Below are 15,136 nucleotides of genomic sequence, written 5' to 3' on the forward strand. Positions count from 1 at the left end.
AAGTAAAACTTGAGAAGTTTAATCTCGCAAAGACGCCAAGTCGCAAAGGATTTTAAAACTTTGCGACTTGGCGCCTTTGCGAGAGATTCATATCAAATAATAAAATAAAAGCTCCAGAAAGGAGCTTTATACTATATGTTTAGTCAACTTTATGAACTGTGCCTCGCTGTTTCTCTTCAGAACCAACCAAGCCAAATTCAAAAGTGTAAGAATCTTTAGAAGTCGTTAAAATCTTCATACTGATGGCTTTTTCCTCAGCCATATTTTTTGGATGTTTTTTTTGCAGCACATATTCGCAGTCGCTTACCCAGCGAATGGTTGCCGTATCTGTTTTGCCTTCAAAAGTTTCGATTTCAATATCGTCTTTACGTTCAAAATAAGTTGTTTTTTTCTCACCGTTGACTTCGGTTTCAAATTTGAATTTACCTGTTTTAAAATCTTTACAATTATGCTCTGTGTTATAGCAAGATACTAAAACGAGTATTGGAAATAAGAATACTATTTTTTTCATTTTTAATTAAGTTGTTTTTTTAGGAGCTGATTCCTGCTGTCCGCTATATCTTTTGTGCTGAACCCCAGCACAAAAGGATGCCGCTACCATCAGGGCTAGGACTACTATTTTCAATAGATTGTTTAGTTACTTCAATCTCTTTAATTCATCATCGGTAAAGTTCTTGATTTCTTTTTCTTTGGCAAACTTTTCAGCATTATAATTTCCCGATTTATTCTTCGGAATCGATAAACTATTCCATTCGCTGTTTTTCAATTGTTTGGCATAGAAAACAATCTGTCCGACATGATAAGGATAATGTGCTAATTGACGATTTATAGCTTCAATAACCGTATGACCTTCATTTCTAATGTAAATAATATCTGAAAGCTGTTCGGGTTTTAAACCCTCTAGAGCATTTTCGAGACAATTCCAACCTTTATTCCAAACCTGTAAAACTTCTTCTTTAGATTGCAAATCGTTTTCAAATTCGGTGTCACGGTTTCTCCATTCTTTCTCTCCATCAGAAGTTAGAAAATCAGTCCATCGCGAAAGCATATTGCCCGAAATATGTTTTATGATCGTTGCAATACTGTTGGTGTCATCATTAAAAGAAACGAAAAGCTGTGTTGGCTCAAGTTGGTCAATTGCCTTTTCGCCAAGCATTTTATAATATAAAAATTGCTTTTTGACACTTTCTAGATAAGAGTGATCTGCATTCATAATCTGATTATTTTAAGATTGAAGTTCTATTTTGTTTTCCTGAATCAATATTTTCCCCCAGTCATTTAGTTTCCAGAGAATTTCTACTAATTGTTTTCCAGTTTCGGTTAAAGTGTATTCGACTCGTGGAGGAAGTTCGTTAAACGAATGTTTTATCAATATACCATCTTCAACCATTTCATTTAACTGCTGATTTAAAACACGTCTGTCCACTTTTGCAATGCCACGCAAAAATTCGCTAGGTCTTTTTTTGCCATCATTTATCTGCCAGACAATCGGAATTTTCCATTTTCCGCTGATAGAATTTACAGCAATTTCTAGTGGACAAATTTTATTTTCAGTGTTTCGTTCCTTCATTTGCATAAAATTGACTTTTATATCCCTATGGGATAAAAATGTGCGGTATTGCCAGTGTTATCGGGCTTTCCGATCTTTACAAAAATAATCAAAATTTTAAGCATAATAAAAGATCAATTGTATCAAAGTAAAAACTATGGAAGATATAAAGCGTAAAGGAGCTAGATCGGCAAAAGATATTCCTGCTTCTGTTTTAGAACAGCTCAATAAAGGAGAAATTGAAACTGCTAATCTGGTAGAATGGCTTGCTGTGAATCAAACGAAGCTTTTAGAGAATCTATTGAAAGAAAGTAACCGAATTCAATATTTGGAGCCTATTTTAACAGATATCATAAATTTGAAAAAACAAACCGTAAATACTATAAATGAAGCTATAGGAACAGGAATACTAACTGAATCAATTCTTAATAATGATGCTGAGATACTTTCAATAATCTCGAAACATACATCGGATTTGGTTCGATGCTGGTCTGCTTATACAATTGGAAAAAAAGAAGAGCTTACAATTGAAGAAATGTTACAGCAAATTCAGTTTCTCTCAGCTGATAAACATTTTGGTGTAAGAGAAATTTCATGGTTAGCAATTCGATCCAATATTATAAACAATTTAGAAGAAAGCCTTGAAATTTTATTGGAATGGACTTTTAGTGAAGATGAGAATATAAGACGTTTTGCGACCGAAGCGACCAGACCAAGAGGAGTTTGGTGTGAGCATATCCAAAAACTAAAACAAGAACCAGAATTGGCTTTAAAAATTCTAAATTCTTTAAAAAGTGATCCTTCAAAATATGTTCAGGACAGTGTTGGAAATTGGCTGAATGATGCCAGTAAAACAAGACCAGATTTTGTAAAAGATTTATGTGCAAAATGGGAGAAACAAAGTCCAACAAAAGAAACGCTTTATATTATTAAAAAAGCGCTGAGAACAATAAAAAAATAATTTATTATATAATTTTTATATCATATTTATCCAATAATCCAACAATTCCTTCAGTAGAAAATTGTGCTTTTTTCATCGGATTAAATTCAGGATCAATTTTGTAATTGTAAGCCGTTTTAAAGTTAACTCCCGCCAATTGTGTTTCGTTAAAAATAGCGCCGTCAAGATTACAGTTATCAAAAATAGAACTTGTTAAATTGGTTCCTATAAAAGTCACTTCGCGTACAGATGAATTGATAAATTTGGTTTTAGGCATCTTTTTATTTGAAAAAAGAGCATAATCAAGAACGCAATCTTCAAAATAAACCTGAAATAAAAAATCGTCACATTCATTAAAAGCAATTCCAAGAAGTTTACAGTTTTTGAAAGTGACGTTTTTTAAACTTGTTCCTGCCAAACTTGTCATAGATAAATTGCAGTCAATAAATTCGCAGTCAAGAAAAGTATTAGAATTGAAATTGCTGTTGGAAAAATCACAGTTTTTAAAAACACAATCTTCAAACTCGCGATTATTTACTTTCTTATCGATATAAACAACTTTCTCAAATGTTTTCTGAATGTGAATTAGACTTTCCATATTTATTTAGATTAAAAAGTTGAACGAAACCTGATAGGTTTTTAAAACCTGACAGGTTTATTTTAGAAGACCAATTTAGTCATTAAATATACCTTTCATAATGATTTTCAATCCTAAAAAGATTAAAAGCATAGAAGAAAGACAAGCCACAATACCAATTCCTAAAACTAGATAGTGCCAGTTGTTGCCTTGATTTTGAAAAGCATTATAAATCAATGTTGGCCCAAGAAACATTAGAGGCAGAGCGCCTGATAAATATTTCACTCCTTTTTTTAGTAATTCTTTGTTTGTTGCCATTTTGTTTTTTGTTTAAAGTTTTCTTTGTTTCAAGTTGCGGTTTGAAACAACATTTCACGTTTTACAGAAAACTTTTTACTTATTATAATTATCAACGGCATTTCTTACGCTGCCATATTTTTTCAATAATTCAGAAGCTTCTTCGTAAGAAACTGAAATCTCGTCCATAATCATTTTAACGCCACGATCAACGAGTTTGACATTGCTTAACTGCATATCAACCATTTTGTTTCCTCTCACTTTTCCAAGCTGAATCATTGCAGCAGTTGAAATCATATTTAAAACCAATTTCTGTGCAGTTCCGGCTTTCATTCTAGAGCTTCCTGTAACGAATTCAGGACCTACTACAACTTCAATAGGAAATTGAGCCGTTAATGCCAACGGACTTCCCGCATTACAAGTAATACATCCTGTAACGATATTATTTGCATTGCAAGCTTCCAAACCGCTAATAGCATAAGGAGTAGTTCCAGAAGCAGCGATTCCAATAACCACATCGTTTGAATTGATATTATGATTTTGAAGATCGATCCAAGCATTTGTAGTACTGTCTTCAGCGTTTTCTACGGCACGTCTTATGGCTGTATCACCACCAGCAATAATGCCATTTACTAAATCAAACGGAACACCAAAAGTAGGCGGACATTCAGAAGCATCAACAACACCAAGTCGGCCAGAGGTTCCTGCTCCAATATAAAACAATCTGCCGCCTAACTTTAACTTTGCAACAATTTGCGGAATCAAAGCTTCTATTTGCGGCAAAGCTTTCTCGACTGCATAAGGCACAGTTTTGTCTTCTTGGTTTATATTAGATAACAGTTCATGAACAGACATCTTCTCTAAATGTTCATATTTTGAGGCTTGTTCAGTAGTTTTCGTAAATGTCATTTTATCGTTATTTAGACTCGTCAAAATTAATATATTTTATATCAATCTTGCAAAGTCTCAGAGATTTAAAATCATTTTTTTTCTTCTATTTTTTCTGCATAAAGACGGTTAAAATGTGACTTTGTTACATAAACTAAAATATTATATTTGTTTAATATAAAAAGATAAATGGATAAATTAGGATTTTTAGATAGTGTTGCCCGTATTGCTGTCTTTGTTTCGTTATTATTGGCACTTTTTTTACTTACTGTAAAGACGGAGAATAAATTGGCCAACCGACTTTTTGCTTGTTTTATTATTTTGTCAGCGATTGATTTTAGCGGATTAATGGATTATTCATTTCCTATAGAATATATAAATATAGATTTGTTTAGAAGTACGGTGTGTTTGTTAGAAATGCCTTTAATTTATCTCTATGTTTTAGCAGTTTGTTATTCTGATTTTAGATTAAAATGGAGGCATTTAATCTTTACACTTCCATTTATAGTGATGAATTTTGTTTTAATGCCGAGAATTTATTTGAAATCGGGTGCTGAAAAGCAATTTATTTTAGAACATTACAGTACAATGTTTGAAATTTACTTTTTTCAAATTCTAATCGAATTTCAGTATTGGTTTTATATTGTAAGTATATTCTTGATTTTAAGAAAATACAAAAGAATTTATCTCGAAAATTATACCAATCCTAGTACGTCTACCTACAAATGGCTTTTTCAGATGAATTGTGTTTTTGTAGTTATGCATTCTATTACAGCTTCAAAAAATTTATTACGCTATACCGCTTCCAGAGATATTTTTCTTTGGGGAAATGTTTTGATGATCGTTATGGCTTTAAGCGTAATATGCTGGTTTGTTATGAAAGCATTAAATCATCCGGAACTTTTTAGAGGAATCAATTCTCGATTAAAATTAACGAAAGAGATTCTTCCGCAAAATGAAAATGAAAATGAAATAACTGAAAAAATAGAAAATGAAAACGAAGAAATTAAGACCCAGATTTCAACTTTAAAACAATATATGATAGAGAAAGAGCCTTTTCTTGATCCGTCATTAACAATACAAGAATTAAGTAATCAAATTAATATTCCGGTTCGCGATTTATCGATTTTGATTAATCACCAAATGGATCAACATTTTTTTGATTTTGTGAATGAGTATCGCATTCAAAAAGCAATGGAAATTTTAAAAAATCCTTCCAAAAAAGATTTAACTGTTTTAGAAATCTTGTATGAGGTAGGATTTAATTCTAAATCATCATTCAATACTTCTTTTAAAAAATATACAAATTTAACGCCTACGGCTTATCGAAACGCTTCTTAATTAAGGTTTTGTAAAAAGTCGTACTTTTCATCTTATAAAGTCGAACCAATTTTCTGAGAAGAAATTGGTTCGACTTTTTTTGTCGGTCGCATACTCAAAATTTCTAAGGCAACTTTGCTTCAAATTAATCGAACAAGTTAAAATTAGAAACCATGAAAAAATTACATCTCCTTATCTTTTTAGTATTGCCTTTATTTTGTTTGGCACAATCAACATTAAAATTAAAAGGAAAAATTACAAGCGAAACAAAACCTTTAGAATGGGCAGAAATAACAATCTCAAATTTAGAAGGAAAAATTATTGAAGGAACAACTTCAAGCCAAGATGGTTCTTTTGAAATCAATCTTAAAAATGGTTCTTATAAAATAGGGATAAGTCTTTTGGGTTTTACTGATTATGAAAATAAAATTTCCTTAGAAAAAGATACAGATTTAGGGGTTATGACGCTTAAAGAAAACGAAACAAAATTAGTTGAAGTTGTGATTCAGTCTAAAAAGAAAACCATCGAGCAAAAAACGGATCGTTTGGTCTATAATTTTGAAAATAATGTAACCAATGTTGGAGGAGATGCTTTAAGCGCCATCAATAGCGCACCCGGTGTTGTAGTGCAAAACAATATGATAAATATATTAGGAAAAGGAACTTCGAGAGTTATGATTGATGGAAGAATTATTGAATTAACGGGCGAAGAATTGAATAATTTTTTAAAATCAATTTCTGCGAGCGACATCAAGAATATTGAAATTATCAGTAATCCGCCTGCAAAATATGAAGCTGAAGGAACTGGTGGATTGATTAATATTATTATGAAAAAAGGGACTCGCGATTCTTGGAAAAATACTATTACAGCTTCTTATGATCAAAACAAATATGGAATTTTTACTTTGAGAGATAATTTCTTTTATAACAAAAATAAGTTTCGTCTTTCGGCAAGCGTCAACGGAAAAACGGGATATATGAATATAGATGAAATTTCAAAAGTATATTTTGAAGACGGAATTTCAAATATGAGCGCGACGACAAAAATGAAAAATGAAAATCTATCAGGGAAATTAGCTTTAGATTATGATTTTTCAGAAAAAACAACTGCGGGCTTTCAATTTATAAACGACAGAAATAATCCAGATTTTCAATCGGATATTGTGATAGACAGATATGATACTCAGAATCAATTAAAAAATTATACCATCAATAAAAGTTACGCAGACAGAGCATCGGGAAGTTTAACGTATAATGCGCATTTGATAACAAAACTGGATTCGCTGAACCGAAAATTATCTTTTGATGTGGATTACTTTAATTACAATTCAAAATTTGATCGTGAGTTTATCGCAAACGACTATTTAGCAGATGGAACTTTTGTTGATGTAAATCAGTCGGGGCGTAATATCTCAAACCAAGATATTCATAATTGGAGTTTTAAGGCTGATATGGAGCATCCGTTTCAAGCACTGAATTTATCTTATGGCGCGAAAATGAGTTTTACAAACAGTGTAAGTGATTTACTTTATTATAATACGATTTCAGGAACTCCAGAATTAGATCCTTTACAATCAAACCGATTTAATTACACGGAAAATAATCAGGCGTTTTATGTTAACGGAGATAAAAAAATCAATGAAAGATGGAATTTTCAAGTTGGTTTGAGACTGGAAAATACGCAGACAAAAGGTTTTTCTGAAACTTTAAATCAGGAAACGGTTAATAATTATTTGAAATTGTTTCCAACGGTTTTTGCATCTTATAAGAAAAACGACAACAATACTTTTACCTTAAATTATGGAAAAAGAATCAACAGACCACGTTTTGATTTATTGAATCCGTTTCGAATTTATATAAGCAGTAATAGTTATTCAGAAGGGAATCCGTTTTTGCAGCCTTCGTTTAGTGACAATTTTGAGTTTGGATATTCTTATAAAGAAATTTTGAGAACTACTGTTTTTGTCAATGCAATCACAAACGGTTATGGCGTTTTGTTTACCTCAAATCCAGAAACAAATACACAAATTGTAACAAGAGATAATTATTTTAAAAGTTTGAATTATGGAATTGGAGAAACATATTCGGCAACTTTTGCAGATTGGTGGACAAGCGAAAATTCTTTGTACTTTTTAGGCTCAAAAACAGAATTTATAAAAGATATCAATGCAACTCCGTCAAATAGTTTAGAAATAGATTTTTCTACAAATAATACTTTTGTTTTAGGGAAAAATTCTAAACTTCAAATCGATTTTAGCTATACGCCACCTTATGAAAGCGGTTTATACAAAATAGGGTATACGTCAAGTTTTGATATTGGTTTTAAACAAGACTTGCTTAATAAAACGATGCAAATCGCATTTTTGGCAAATGATATTTTTAATACTTCTTACTTAAAAGATTTTACTTCGGTTGTAAATGGTATGAAACAGATTTACGATCAAAACAATAGTAACCGATTTGTTCGTTTGTCTGTGATTTACAATTTTGGAAATAAGAAAATCAATGTAAAAGAACGTGCTTTTGGAAATCAGGATGAGAAAAAGAGAGCTAACTAAATTAGATAATTAAAAAATGCCAATTAGATAATGATAATTTTCTAATTGGCACATTTTCTAATTGACACATTATAAAAAGAATGCCAATAAAATTCCGAGAACAATCATAGAAACTTTAGCAACGTTGAATTTGTGTCCTTCGCTGCTTTCAAAAATGATTGTTGATGAGATATGGAATAAAATTCCAATTACGATTGCTGTTATTTCGGTATAATAGTCATTTAAAAAAGATAAATATTCTGAAGCTATTGTCCCTAAAGGAGTCATAATAGCGAAGACAAGCATGAAGGCAAAAATGGCTTTTTTGTTTAAGTCGGCATTAATGAAAAAAGTGGTTAGAATTACGGCAATTGGCAAATGATGAATCGCAATTCCGATAGCTAAACCGTGATGATGACTTACAGGGAAACCTTCTAAAAAAGCATGAATACACAGACTAATAAACAAAAGCCACGGAATCTGAGACATTTTAGCATGTCCGTGAACGTGTCCGTGTTCGGCACCTTTTGAGAAAAACTCTAAAACGATTTGGAATAAAATTCCGATCATTATAAAGATTCCGATATTATGATTGTGCGATTCGTAAACTTCTGGAAGAAGATGCATTACGGTTAACGACAACAAAAAAGAACCGCTGAAAGCCAGCAGTAATTTTAAATTGGTTTTGTTTTCGGGTTTTATAAACAAAGCCGCGCTATATCCTAAAAGTACAGAAAATAAGGGTAATAAATAGTTCATTTATATTTGTTTAACCGTTGATTCGTTTAATCGTTTAATTGTTTTTTTTGCCGATTAAACGGTTAAACAATTAAACGATTAACCAATTTACTTAAAAATCATGATTAATCTTTCACTTTCGGTTTTATGGAATTTTTTGAGTTTGTAGTCTCCAAAAATGTCCAGCAGGAAAATCCCGGCTTCGTCCATTAAATCCTGAAAGTCTTTCAAAGTTAGTGCTTTTACTTTTTCTGTAAAATGATATTTTCTGCCTTTGTCTTCAAAATCAATTTCTTTGAAAATATGTCCGTCTTCAACATATCTTTTGATGTGAAAGTCTATTTCGTCAACTGTTTTTACTTCTTCAGGCACAAGGTTTTCAATAACGTTTGCCACGTTCATGAAATCGATAACAGCAAAACCATATTCAGATAGACTTTCTTTGATTGCTTTTAAGGTTGTCAGATTATCGTCGTCGCTTTCAAAATAGCCAAAACTGGTGAAAAGATTGAAAATAGCGTCGAACTTTTCTTCAAAAGGTTCACGCATATCGTGCACTTTAAAATGCAATGTTTCGTTACTGTTTTTGCTGGCCTCGGCAATGCTGTTTTCAGATAGGTCTGCTCCTAAAACATCGTAGCCTAATTGATTTAAATAAATAGAATGGCGGCCTTTTCCGCACGCTAAATCCAAAACTTTTGCTTTTTCAGGCAAATTAAGGTAATGCGTTAAATTGTCCATGAAAACCTGAGCTTCACGATAATTACGATCCTTGTAAAGAATGTGATAATAAGGCGTGTCAAACCACGAAGAGTACCAGTTTTGATCGTCGCCTTCTTGATTTTGGATTGAGTCGTTATGCTTTTCGGACATTTATTCTATTTCAATTAATTCAAAGTCCGGCAAATTTAGTGTATTTTTGCCGAAAAATAACTATTTCGCTACGATACGTATTTATATCAGTATAATAAAATGTTATGGCGATTGGCTTTTTTTAATTGAAAAAGAAATGGAAGAAAATTTTAAAATGATTGCCAAATGTTTTTTTGGCTTTGAAGAAATATTAGAAAAAGAATTACGCACGCTTGGAGCTCAGGACGTTGAAAAAGGAGTGAGAATGGTGAGCTTTAAAGGAGACAAAGGTTTTATGTATAAAGCCAATCTTTCTTTGCGCACAGCACTTAAAGTCTTAAAACCGATTTATTCTTTTAGAGCAAACAATGAGCAAGCATTATACAAAGGTATTTCGGGTTTAAACTGGTCAAAATATCTAAATGCGAACCAAACTTTTGTGATTGACACCACGGTGCATTCTACTTATTTCAATCATTCTGAATTTGTTTCTCAGAAATGTAAAGATGCCATTGTAGATCAGTTTAGAGAGAGAACAGGACAACGTCCAAGTATTGATAAGCAGTATCCAGATTTACGTATTAACATTCATATCGACAGAGATCAAGTTTCGGTAGCTTTAGATACTTCAGGAGCTTCGCTTCACCAGCGTGGATATAGAACGGCTACGAATATAGCTCCTATTAACGAGGTTTTAGCAGCAGGAATTCTATTATTATCGGGATGGGATGGACAAAGTCATTTTCTAGATCCTATGTGTGGTTCTGGAACTTTTTTGGCAGAAGCTGCAATGATTGCTTGCAATATTCCAGCAAACATCAACAGAAAAGAATTTGCTTTTGAAAAATGGAAAGATTGGGATAATGATTTGTTTGATACAATTGTAGATAGTTTAATGAAAAAAACAAGAGAGTTTCATTATACTATTAAAGGTTTTGATAAAGCGCCAAGTGCGGTTAGTAAAGCTAAAGATAATATCAGAAATGCCAATTTAGAAGATTACATTAAAATCTACGAAGAAAACTTCTTTGATACGGAAAAGGAAACAGAAGGAAAGCTTCATATTGTTTTCAATCCGCCTTATGATGAGCGTTTAGATATTCACATGGAAAGATTTTACGCGAATATTGGAGACACTTTAAAGAAAAATTATCCAGGAACAAATGCTTGGTTTATTACAGCAAATCTTGAAGCTTTAAAGTTTGTTGGATTAAAACCTTCAAGAAAAATCAAACTTTTCAATGGAAGCCTTGAAGCACGTTTGGTAAAATATGAAATGTACGAAGGAAGCAAGAGAACGAAATTTCAGGTTTCTGAATAGGGGCAAAGTAACAAAGGTTCAAAGGGGCAAAGTGAAATACTTTGTCATCTAGAAAACTGAAACTTTAACCTAGAAAAAAGAGTATTAAAAATATAATTTGATTATCAGTTCAAAGAAAAAGCTTTGAAACCGCAAAGTCAAAAAAACTTTGCCCCTCTGAACCTTTGCAGCTTTGAACCTTAAAAAAAGAATCATGTCAAAACTACAACTACGAGCTTTTTTATACCAATTGGCAGCTTTTGCAGTCTTATTTCTTGCATTTAGATATTTAATTGCTGCTTACACGGGATTAACAGGAATCTGGATTCCGATGACGGCATTTGTAATAGGAACTATTATTGGGCCTAAATTTCAAGCTGTGAGAACCAAAGATGGTGAAAAACTTTTTATGAAATGGCTTTTTATAAAAGGAATTAAAGAAATTGGATAACTAAAAAAATATATGAGGAAAATTGGACTTATTGGCGGAATCAGCTGGGTTTCTACATCAGATTATTATACTTTAATTAATAAAGGAATTAATGAAAAACTCGGCGGATTAAATTTCTCCGAATGTCTAATTTACTCTTTTAATTATGCCGATATTAAAAAGAATAACGACACCAACAATTGGGATTCGACTTTTGAGATGCTTCTAAAAGCTGCGGAAGTTTTAAAATCGGGCGGGGCAGAAGCTATTCTTTTATGCGCCAATACAATGCATCTTATTGCCGATAGATTACAACAGGCAATTGATATTCCTCTTATTCATATTGCTGAAGAAACAGCAATTGAAATTCAGAAAAAAGAGCTGAAAAAAGTAGGTCTCTTGGGAACTAAATTCACAATGGAACTAGATTTCTTTAAAGATAAACTCGCTCACAAAGGAATTGAAACGATAATTCCTGAGAATGAAGAAGAAAAAGATTTTATTCATTACACTATTTTCGAAGAACTAGGAAGAGGTATTGCAACTGAGGAAACAAAAAAACGTTATATAGAAATTGCAAGTGAATTAATAAAAAACGGAGCAGAAGGAATCATTTTAGGGTGCACAGAAATTCCGCTGGTAATAAAAGAAGGCGACTTAAATGTTCCAATTTTTGATACCACTTTAATACATACACAGGCAGCAATTAATTTTCAATTATCATAATTGCAAATTGCTAAGATTTGTTTACAGTTCTTAAAAGTAATGTTTTAACAACATAAAAAAAGCGAAAAATTCAACTTGAATTTTTCGCTTTTTTTAACCTTAGCATCTAAAAAAACTATTTTTTCTTCTTAGGCTCTTGCTGTTTTACAGTTTCAGACGCCATTGTTTTTTTCTTGTAAATCGGAATAAAGTAAGAAACCGTGTAGTTGAAACCAATTCCGAAACTTCCGTCATAAGTCCTGTTAAAACCTGGAATATAAAGATTTTCAAAATTAGATGGTTCTTTATTGGTAGTCAAAAGTTTAAGCTGAACGCCAAAACCAACAAATACGTTGTTGAAAACTTTAGCTTTTAATCCCATAGCAACCTCGATCCAAGTTGCTGTAAGTCCGTTGTATTTTTGACCTTCTGTTATAGGAGGCAATTCTCCCCAATACGGATTCGGATTATAGATTTTGTAATTAATCAGTTCTTGGCTAAAAGAACTAAACCCACCACGCAGCCCTATCGTAATTAGGTTTTCCATATCTAGCCAGTTTTGATAAAAGTTATAATCAAAACCTGCTTTTATATAAGTTCCATTTGCCGAAGAGGTTAATCGATCATCTTCTGTAGTCTTGTCTTCATAACCTAATTCTGCCGCTAAATAGTATTTTTTTGTCAAGCGCCAGTCTCCAACAAATTCGATACCCTTATAATCTTTATCGTAAAGTCCGCGAGTTAGTTTGTATAAGTCAACACCGACACGAAGTCCGTAACGATCAGTTTTTACAACGCTATCTTTTGGAACTTCCTGAATTTCTGGTTTTGCCGTTTTTACAGTTTTTTCTGTTTGAGGCTTTTGAGCCACTATTGTGTCTTTATTTTTAGAAATCTCAGGCACATCCTGAGCAAAACCTAAAAACATTGAAAACAATAATGAAAGACTAAAAATAAACTTTAATGTGTGTTTCATTTTCTAATTCAATGTTAGGGTTTTCTAAAGTAACGTCGGTCATCCAGATACTACCGTCTGGATCAGTTTGAACAATAGGTAAAGTGTTTCTTAGCTGAAAAATAGTTTTAAAGCCACAGGCTCTTGAAACATATACATTTTGTGTGCTATAGTTAAATTTAAGTACATCTGTATTAATTGCCGCGGGATTTAATGAATTATAAATAAACTTGAAGGTTGTTGTGTTATCATTTACTTTTAACGGAATCATAACAGTGCTTGCATTGGTTACATATCGTAATGAATCATCAACTGCAAGATTTTCATTAAAAACAATTCCCTGTTCCATTTCATCACCAATAACTTTTAAGTTGCTTACATTTTTAGTTTTAGTTGGATTTGCAATATCATAAAATGTAATCACCAATCTTGGTGTAGTTGGTGTATTGGCATCGCAAATATCATCTTTCTCGCAGCTAGATAAGCCAAAAGTAAAGAGTAGCAAAAGAGAAATTAGTTTTTTCATGTAATTTTTATCGAAGTTCTAAAAGTACAACATTTTCAACATGATGCGTCTGCGGAAACATATCTACAGGTCTCACGCGCGTCACTTTATATTTTTCATCCATTAAAGCTAAGTCGCGTGCCTGAGTTGCAGAATTACAGCTTACATAAACAACTCTTTTTGGCGCAATTTTTAAGATTTGCTCCACTACATCTTTATGCATTCCATCGCGAGGCGGATCTGTAATAATAACATCGGGTTTTCCGTGCTGAGCAATAAAAGCTTCGTTAAAGACTACTTTCATGTCACCAACAAAAAACTCACAATTTGTAATATTATTGCGTTCTGCGTTGGCTTTAGCATCAATAATGGCTTCTGGAACGCTTTCTACTCCGATTACTTTTTTTGCTTTTTTAGAAACGAATTGGGCAATTGTTCCCGTTCCTGTATATAGGTCATAAACTGTTTCATTTCCTGTAAGACCAGCAAAATCTCTTGTTATTTTGTATAATTCGTAAGCTTGATCAGAATTAGTCTGGTAGAAAGATTTGGCATTAATGCTAAACTTTAAACCTTCCATTTCTTCTAAGATGTAATCTCTTCCTTTGTAAAGGATAACATCCTGATCGTAAATTGTATCGTTTGGTTTTCCGTTTACTACATATTGTAAAGAAGTGATTTGCGGAAACTTCTCGTATAAATGGTCAAGAATTAATTCTCTGTTTTCTTTGTCATCTTCAAAGAACTGAATTAAAACCATAATTTCGCCAGTTGAAACCGTACGAATCATGACAGTTCTCAATAATCCAGAATGTTCTCTTGGATTAAAAAACGCTAAATTATGTTCATTAGCAAAAGCTCTGATTTCGTTACGAATGGCATTTGAAGGATCCTCTTGTAAATGACATTTGTTAATGTCTAGAATTTTATCCCACATTTTCGGGATATGAAATCCTAAAGCGTTTCTGTTTCCTAAATCTTCAGTACTTCCAATTTCTTTTTCTGTAAGCCAACGACTGTTAGAAAAAGAAAATTCCATTTTATTTCTATAAAAGAATTGTTTTTCAGAGCCTAAAATATCTTCAAATTCAGGAAGTTCAATTTTTCCTATTCTTTGCAAATGATTTTTAACTTCATTTTGTTTAAAAGCAAGCTGCTGGCTGTATTTCATATTCTGCCATTTGCAACCTCCACATACTCCAAAATGTTCGCAGATTGGTTCTACTCTATATTCAGATAATTCGTGAAATTTTACAGCTTTACCTTCGTAGTAAGCCTTTCTTTTTTTTAATGTCTGCACGTCTACAACATCTCCAGGTACCACATTCGGAATAAAGATTACTTTTCCGTCAGGTGCTTTGGCTACTGAAACTCCTTTTGCACCAGCGTCAAGAACTTGAATCTGATGAAAGACAACTTTGTCTGTATTTTTTCTTCCCATAGCGCAAAAATAAGCCTTTGAAAACTTTTACAAATTTAATTTTTGAAAAAATTTAGAAATTCTTCAAAATATTAGTTTAATTGGCTATAAAAGTTAATTTTG

Annotated in this window: 17 protein-coding genes; 6 read left to right on the forward strand and 11 right to left on the reverse strand. The window is 32.3% G+C overall.

What is annotated here, in order from left to right; translation table 11 throughout:
- Positions 1 to 139 precede the first annotated feature (139 nt).
- The 3 genes from ABXT06_RS14195 to ABXT06_RS14205 all read right to left on the reverse strand — a co-directional run bounded on the left by ABXT06_RS14195 (position 140) and on the right by ABXT06_RS14205 (position 1,576).
- On the reverse strand, positions 140 to 511 hold the full coding sequence (locus tag ABXT06_RS14195) for a DNA topoisomerase IV (RefSeq protein WP_354591334.1): 372 nt from the start codon (positions 509 to 511) through the stop codon (positions 140 to 142).
- A gap of 126 nt (positions 512 to 637) precedes the next feature.
- Positions 638 to 1,213, reverse strand: coding sequence for a DUF1572 family protein (locus ABXT06_RS14200; RefSeq protein ID WP_354591335.1), 576 nt, complete (start codon positions 1,211 to 1,213; stop codon positions 638 to 640).
- Between the two features lie 12 nt (positions 1,214 to 1,225).
- Positions 1,226 to 1,576: a winged helix-turn-helix transcriptional regulator gene (locus ABXT06_RS14205; RefSeq protein ID WP_354591336.1), complete on the reverse strand. Its 351-nt coding sequence runs from the start codon at positions 1,574 to 1,576 to the stop codon at positions 1,226 to 1,228.
- A gap of 130 nt (positions 1,577 to 1,706) precedes the next feature.
- On the opposite strand from ABXT06_RS14205, the gene ABXT06_RS14210 reads away from it, so the two are divergent.
- On the forward strand, positions 1,707 to 2,510 hold the full coding sequence (locus tag ABXT06_RS14210) for a DNA alkylation repair protein (RefSeq protein ID WP_354591337.1): 804 nt from the start codon (positions 1,707 to 1,709) through the stop codon (positions 2,508 to 2,510).
- A 4-nt stretch (positions 2,511 to 2,514) separates the two neighbouring features.
- On the opposite strand, the gene ABXT06_RS14215 is transcribed toward ABXT06_RS14210, so the two are convergent.
- From ABXT06_RS14215 to murQ, 3 genes are all read right to left on the reverse strand, one after another.
- The gene (locus tag ABXT06_RS14215; protein WP_354591338.1) at positions 2,515 to 3,087 is read right to left on the reverse strand and encodes a pentapeptide repeat-containing protein; all 573 of its coding nucleotides are present in this window, start codon (positions 3,085 to 3,087) and stop codon (positions 2,515 to 2,517) included.
- 75 nt (positions 3,088 to 3,162) lie between these two features.
- Positions 3,163 to 3,384: a DUF6095 family protein gene (locus tag ABXT06_RS14220; RefSeq protein WP_111378576.1), complete on the reverse strand. Its 222-nt coding sequence runs from the start codon at positions 3,382 to 3,384 to the stop codon at positions 3,163 to 3,165.
- 75 nt (positions 3,385 to 3,459) lie between these two features.
- Entirely contained in the window at positions 3,460 to 4,272 is an 813-nt protein-coding gene (murQ, locus tag ABXT06_RS14225; RefSeq protein WP_354591339.1) for an N-acetylmuramic acid 6-phosphate etherase, read from the reverse strand.
- Positions 4,273 to 4,440: 168 nt separating this feature from the next.
- Between murQ and ABXT06_RS14230 the strand changes: the two genes are divergently transcribed.
- Both ABXT06_RS14230 and ABXT06_RS14235 read left to right on the forward strand, forming a co-directional pair.
- Positions 4,441 to 5,592 carry a helix-turn-helix domain-containing protein gene (locus tag ABXT06_RS14230; RefSeq protein ID WP_354591340.1) on the forward strand — a complete coding sequence of 384 codons (1,152 nt, stop codon included), beginning with the start codon at positions 4,441 to 4,443 and terminating at the stop codon, positions 5,590 to 5,592.
- A gap of 152 nt (positions 5,593 to 5,744) precedes the next feature.
- Entirely contained in the window at positions 5,745 to 8,129 is a 2,385-nt protein-coding gene (locus tag ABXT06_RS14235) for a TonB-dependent receptor domain-containing protein (protein WP_354591341.1), read from the forward strand.
- Positions 8,130 to 8,198: 69 nt separating this feature from the next.
- Here the strand turns inward: ABXT06_RS14235 and ABXT06_RS14240 are convergent, their stop codons facing one another.
- Entirely contained in the window at positions 8,199 to 8,867 is a 669-nt protein-coding gene (locus ABXT06_RS14240) for a ZIP family metal transporter (RefSeq protein WP_354591342.1), read from the reverse strand.
- A gap of 87 nt (positions 8,868 to 8,954) precedes the next feature.
- Positions 8,955 to 9,719, reverse strand: a complete 765-nt coding sequence (locus tag ABXT06_RS14245; RefSeq protein WP_354591343.1) for a class I SAM-dependent methyltransferase — start codon at positions 9,717 to 9,719, stop codon at positions 8,955 to 8,957.
- Positions 9,720 to 9,855: 136 nt separating this feature from the next.
- Between ABXT06_RS14245 and ABXT06_RS14250 the strand changes: the two genes are divergently transcribed.
- From ABXT06_RS14250 to ABXT06_RS14260, 3 genes are all read left to right on the forward strand, one after another.
- The gene (locus tag ABXT06_RS14250) at positions 9,856 to 11,019 is read left to right on the forward strand and encodes a THUMP domain-containing class I SAM-dependent RNA methyltransferase (RefSeq protein ID WP_354591344.1); all 1,164 of its coding nucleotides are present in this window, start codon (positions 9,856 to 9,858) and stop codon (positions 11,017 to 11,019) included.
- A gap of 193 nt (positions 11,020 to 11,212) precedes the next feature.
- Complete coding sequence (locus ABXT06_RS14255; protein WP_354591345.1) at positions 11,213 to 11,449, forward strand: hypothetical protein; 237 nt, start codon at positions 11,213 to 11,215, stop codon at positions 11,447 to 11,449.
- A gap of 12 nt (positions 11,450 to 11,461) precedes the next feature.
- On the forward strand, positions 11,462 to 12,154 hold the full coding sequence (locus tag ABXT06_RS14260; protein ID WP_354591346.1) for an aspartate/glutamate racemase family protein: 693 nt from the start codon (positions 11,462 to 11,464) through the stop codon (positions 12,152 to 12,154).
- 115 nt (positions 12,155 to 12,269) lie between these two features.
- Here ABXT06_RS14260 and ABXT06_RS14265 read toward each other — a convergent pair whose 3' ends face one another.
- The 3 genes from ABXT06_RS14265 to rlmD are packed head-to-tail and all read right to left on the reverse strand — an operon-like array spanning position 12,270 to position 15,034.
- Positions 12,270 to 13,109 (reverse strand): DUF6048 family protein, encoded by an 840-nt coding sequence (locus ABXT06_RS14265; RefSeq protein ID WP_354591347.1) that lies wholly within the window; start codon positions 13,107 to 13,109, stop codon positions 12,270 to 12,272.
- On the reverse strand, positions 13,081 to 13,614 hold the full coding sequence (locus ABXT06_RS14270) for a DUF6452 family protein (protein ID WP_354591348.1): 534 nt from the start codon (positions 13,612 to 13,614) through the stop codon (positions 13,081 to 13,083). The genes ABXT06_RS14265 and ABXT06_RS14270 overlap by 29 nt, the downstream gene beginning before the upstream one ends.
- Positions 13,615 to 13,621: 7 nt before the next feature.
- Entirely contained in the window at positions 13,622 to 15,034 is a 1,413-nt protein-coding gene (gene rlmD, locus ABXT06_RS14275; RefSeq protein WP_354591349.1) for a 23S rRNA (uracil(1939)-C(5))-methyltransferase RlmD, read from the reverse strand.
- Between the last annotated feature and the right edge of the window lie 102 nt (positions 15,035 to 15,136).

The organism is Flavobacterium sp. UW10123 (genome assembly GCF_040538975.1).
GTDB lineage: Bacteria > Bacteroidota > Bacteroidia > Flavobacteriales > Flavobacteriaceae > Flavobacterium.

Bases quoted from the DNA above. Each gene is read 5' to 3' on its own strand.
- ABXT06_RS14195 (WP_354591334.1), bottom strand. From the start codon at position 511: ATGAAAAAAATAGTATTCTTATTTCCAATACTCGTTTTAGTATCTTGC.
- ABXT06_RS14200 (WP_354591335.1), bottom strand. From the start codon at position 1,213: ATGAATGCAGATCACTCTTATCTAGAAAGTGTCAAAAAGCAATTTTTA.
- ABXT06_RS14205 (WP_354591336.1), bottom strand. From the start codon at position 1,576: ATGCAAATGAAGGAACGAAACACTGAAAATAAAATTTGTCCACTAGAA.
- ABXT06_RS14210 (WP_354591337.1), top strand. From the start codon at position 1,707: ATGGAAGATATAAAGCGTAAAGGAGCTAGATCGGCAAAAGATATTCCT.
- ABXT06_RS14215 (WP_354591338.1), bottom strand. From the start codon at position 3,087: ATGGAAAGTCTAATTCACATTCAGAAAACATTTGAGAAAGTTGTTTAT.
- ABXT06_RS14220 (WP_111378576.1), bottom strand. From the start codon at position 3,384: ATGGCAACAAACAAAGAATTACTAAAAAAAGGAGTGAAATATTTATCA.
- murQ (WP_354591339.1), bottom strand. From the start codon at position 4,272: ATGACATTTACGAAAACTACTGAACAAGCCTCAAAATATGAACATTTA.
- ABXT06_RS14230 (WP_354591340.1), top strand. From the start codon at position 4,441: ATGGATAAATTAGGATTTTTAGATAGTGTTGCCCGTATTGCTGTCTTT.
- ABXT06_RS14235 (WP_354591341.1), top strand. From the start codon at position 5,745: ATGAAAAAATTACATCTCCTTATCTTTTTAGTATTGCCTTTATTTTGT.
- ABXT06_RS14240 (WP_354591342.1), bottom strand. From the start codon at position 8,867: ATGAACTATTTATTACCCTTATTTTCTGTACTTTTAGGATATAGCGCG.
- ABXT06_RS14245 (WP_354591343.1), bottom strand. From the start codon at position 9,719: ATGTCCGAAAAGCATAACGACTCAATCCAAAATCAAGAAGGCGACGAT.
- ABXT06_RS14250 (WP_354591344.1), top strand. From the start codon at position 9,856: ATGGAAGAAAATTTTAAAATGATTGCCAAATGTTTTTTTGGCTTTGAA.
- ABXT06_RS14255 (WP_354591345.1), top strand. From the start codon at position 11,213: ATGTCAAAACTACAACTACGAGCTTTTTTATACCAATTGGCAGCTTTT.
- ABXT06_RS14260 (WP_354591346.1), top strand. From the start codon at position 11,462: ATGAGGAAAATTGGACTTATTGGCGGAATCAGCTGGGTTTCTACATCA.
- ABXT06_RS14265 (WP_354591347.1), bottom strand. From the start codon at position 13,109: ATGAAACACACATTAAAGTTTATTTTTAGTCTTTCATTATTGTTTTCA.
- ABXT06_RS14270 (WP_354591348.1), bottom strand. From the start codon at position 13,614: ATGAAAAAACTAATTTCTCTTTTGCTACTCTTTACTTTTGGCTTATCT.
- rlmD (WP_354591349.1), bottom strand. From the start codon at position 15,034: ATGGGAAGAAAAAATACAGACAAAGTTGTCTTTCATCAGATTCAAGTT.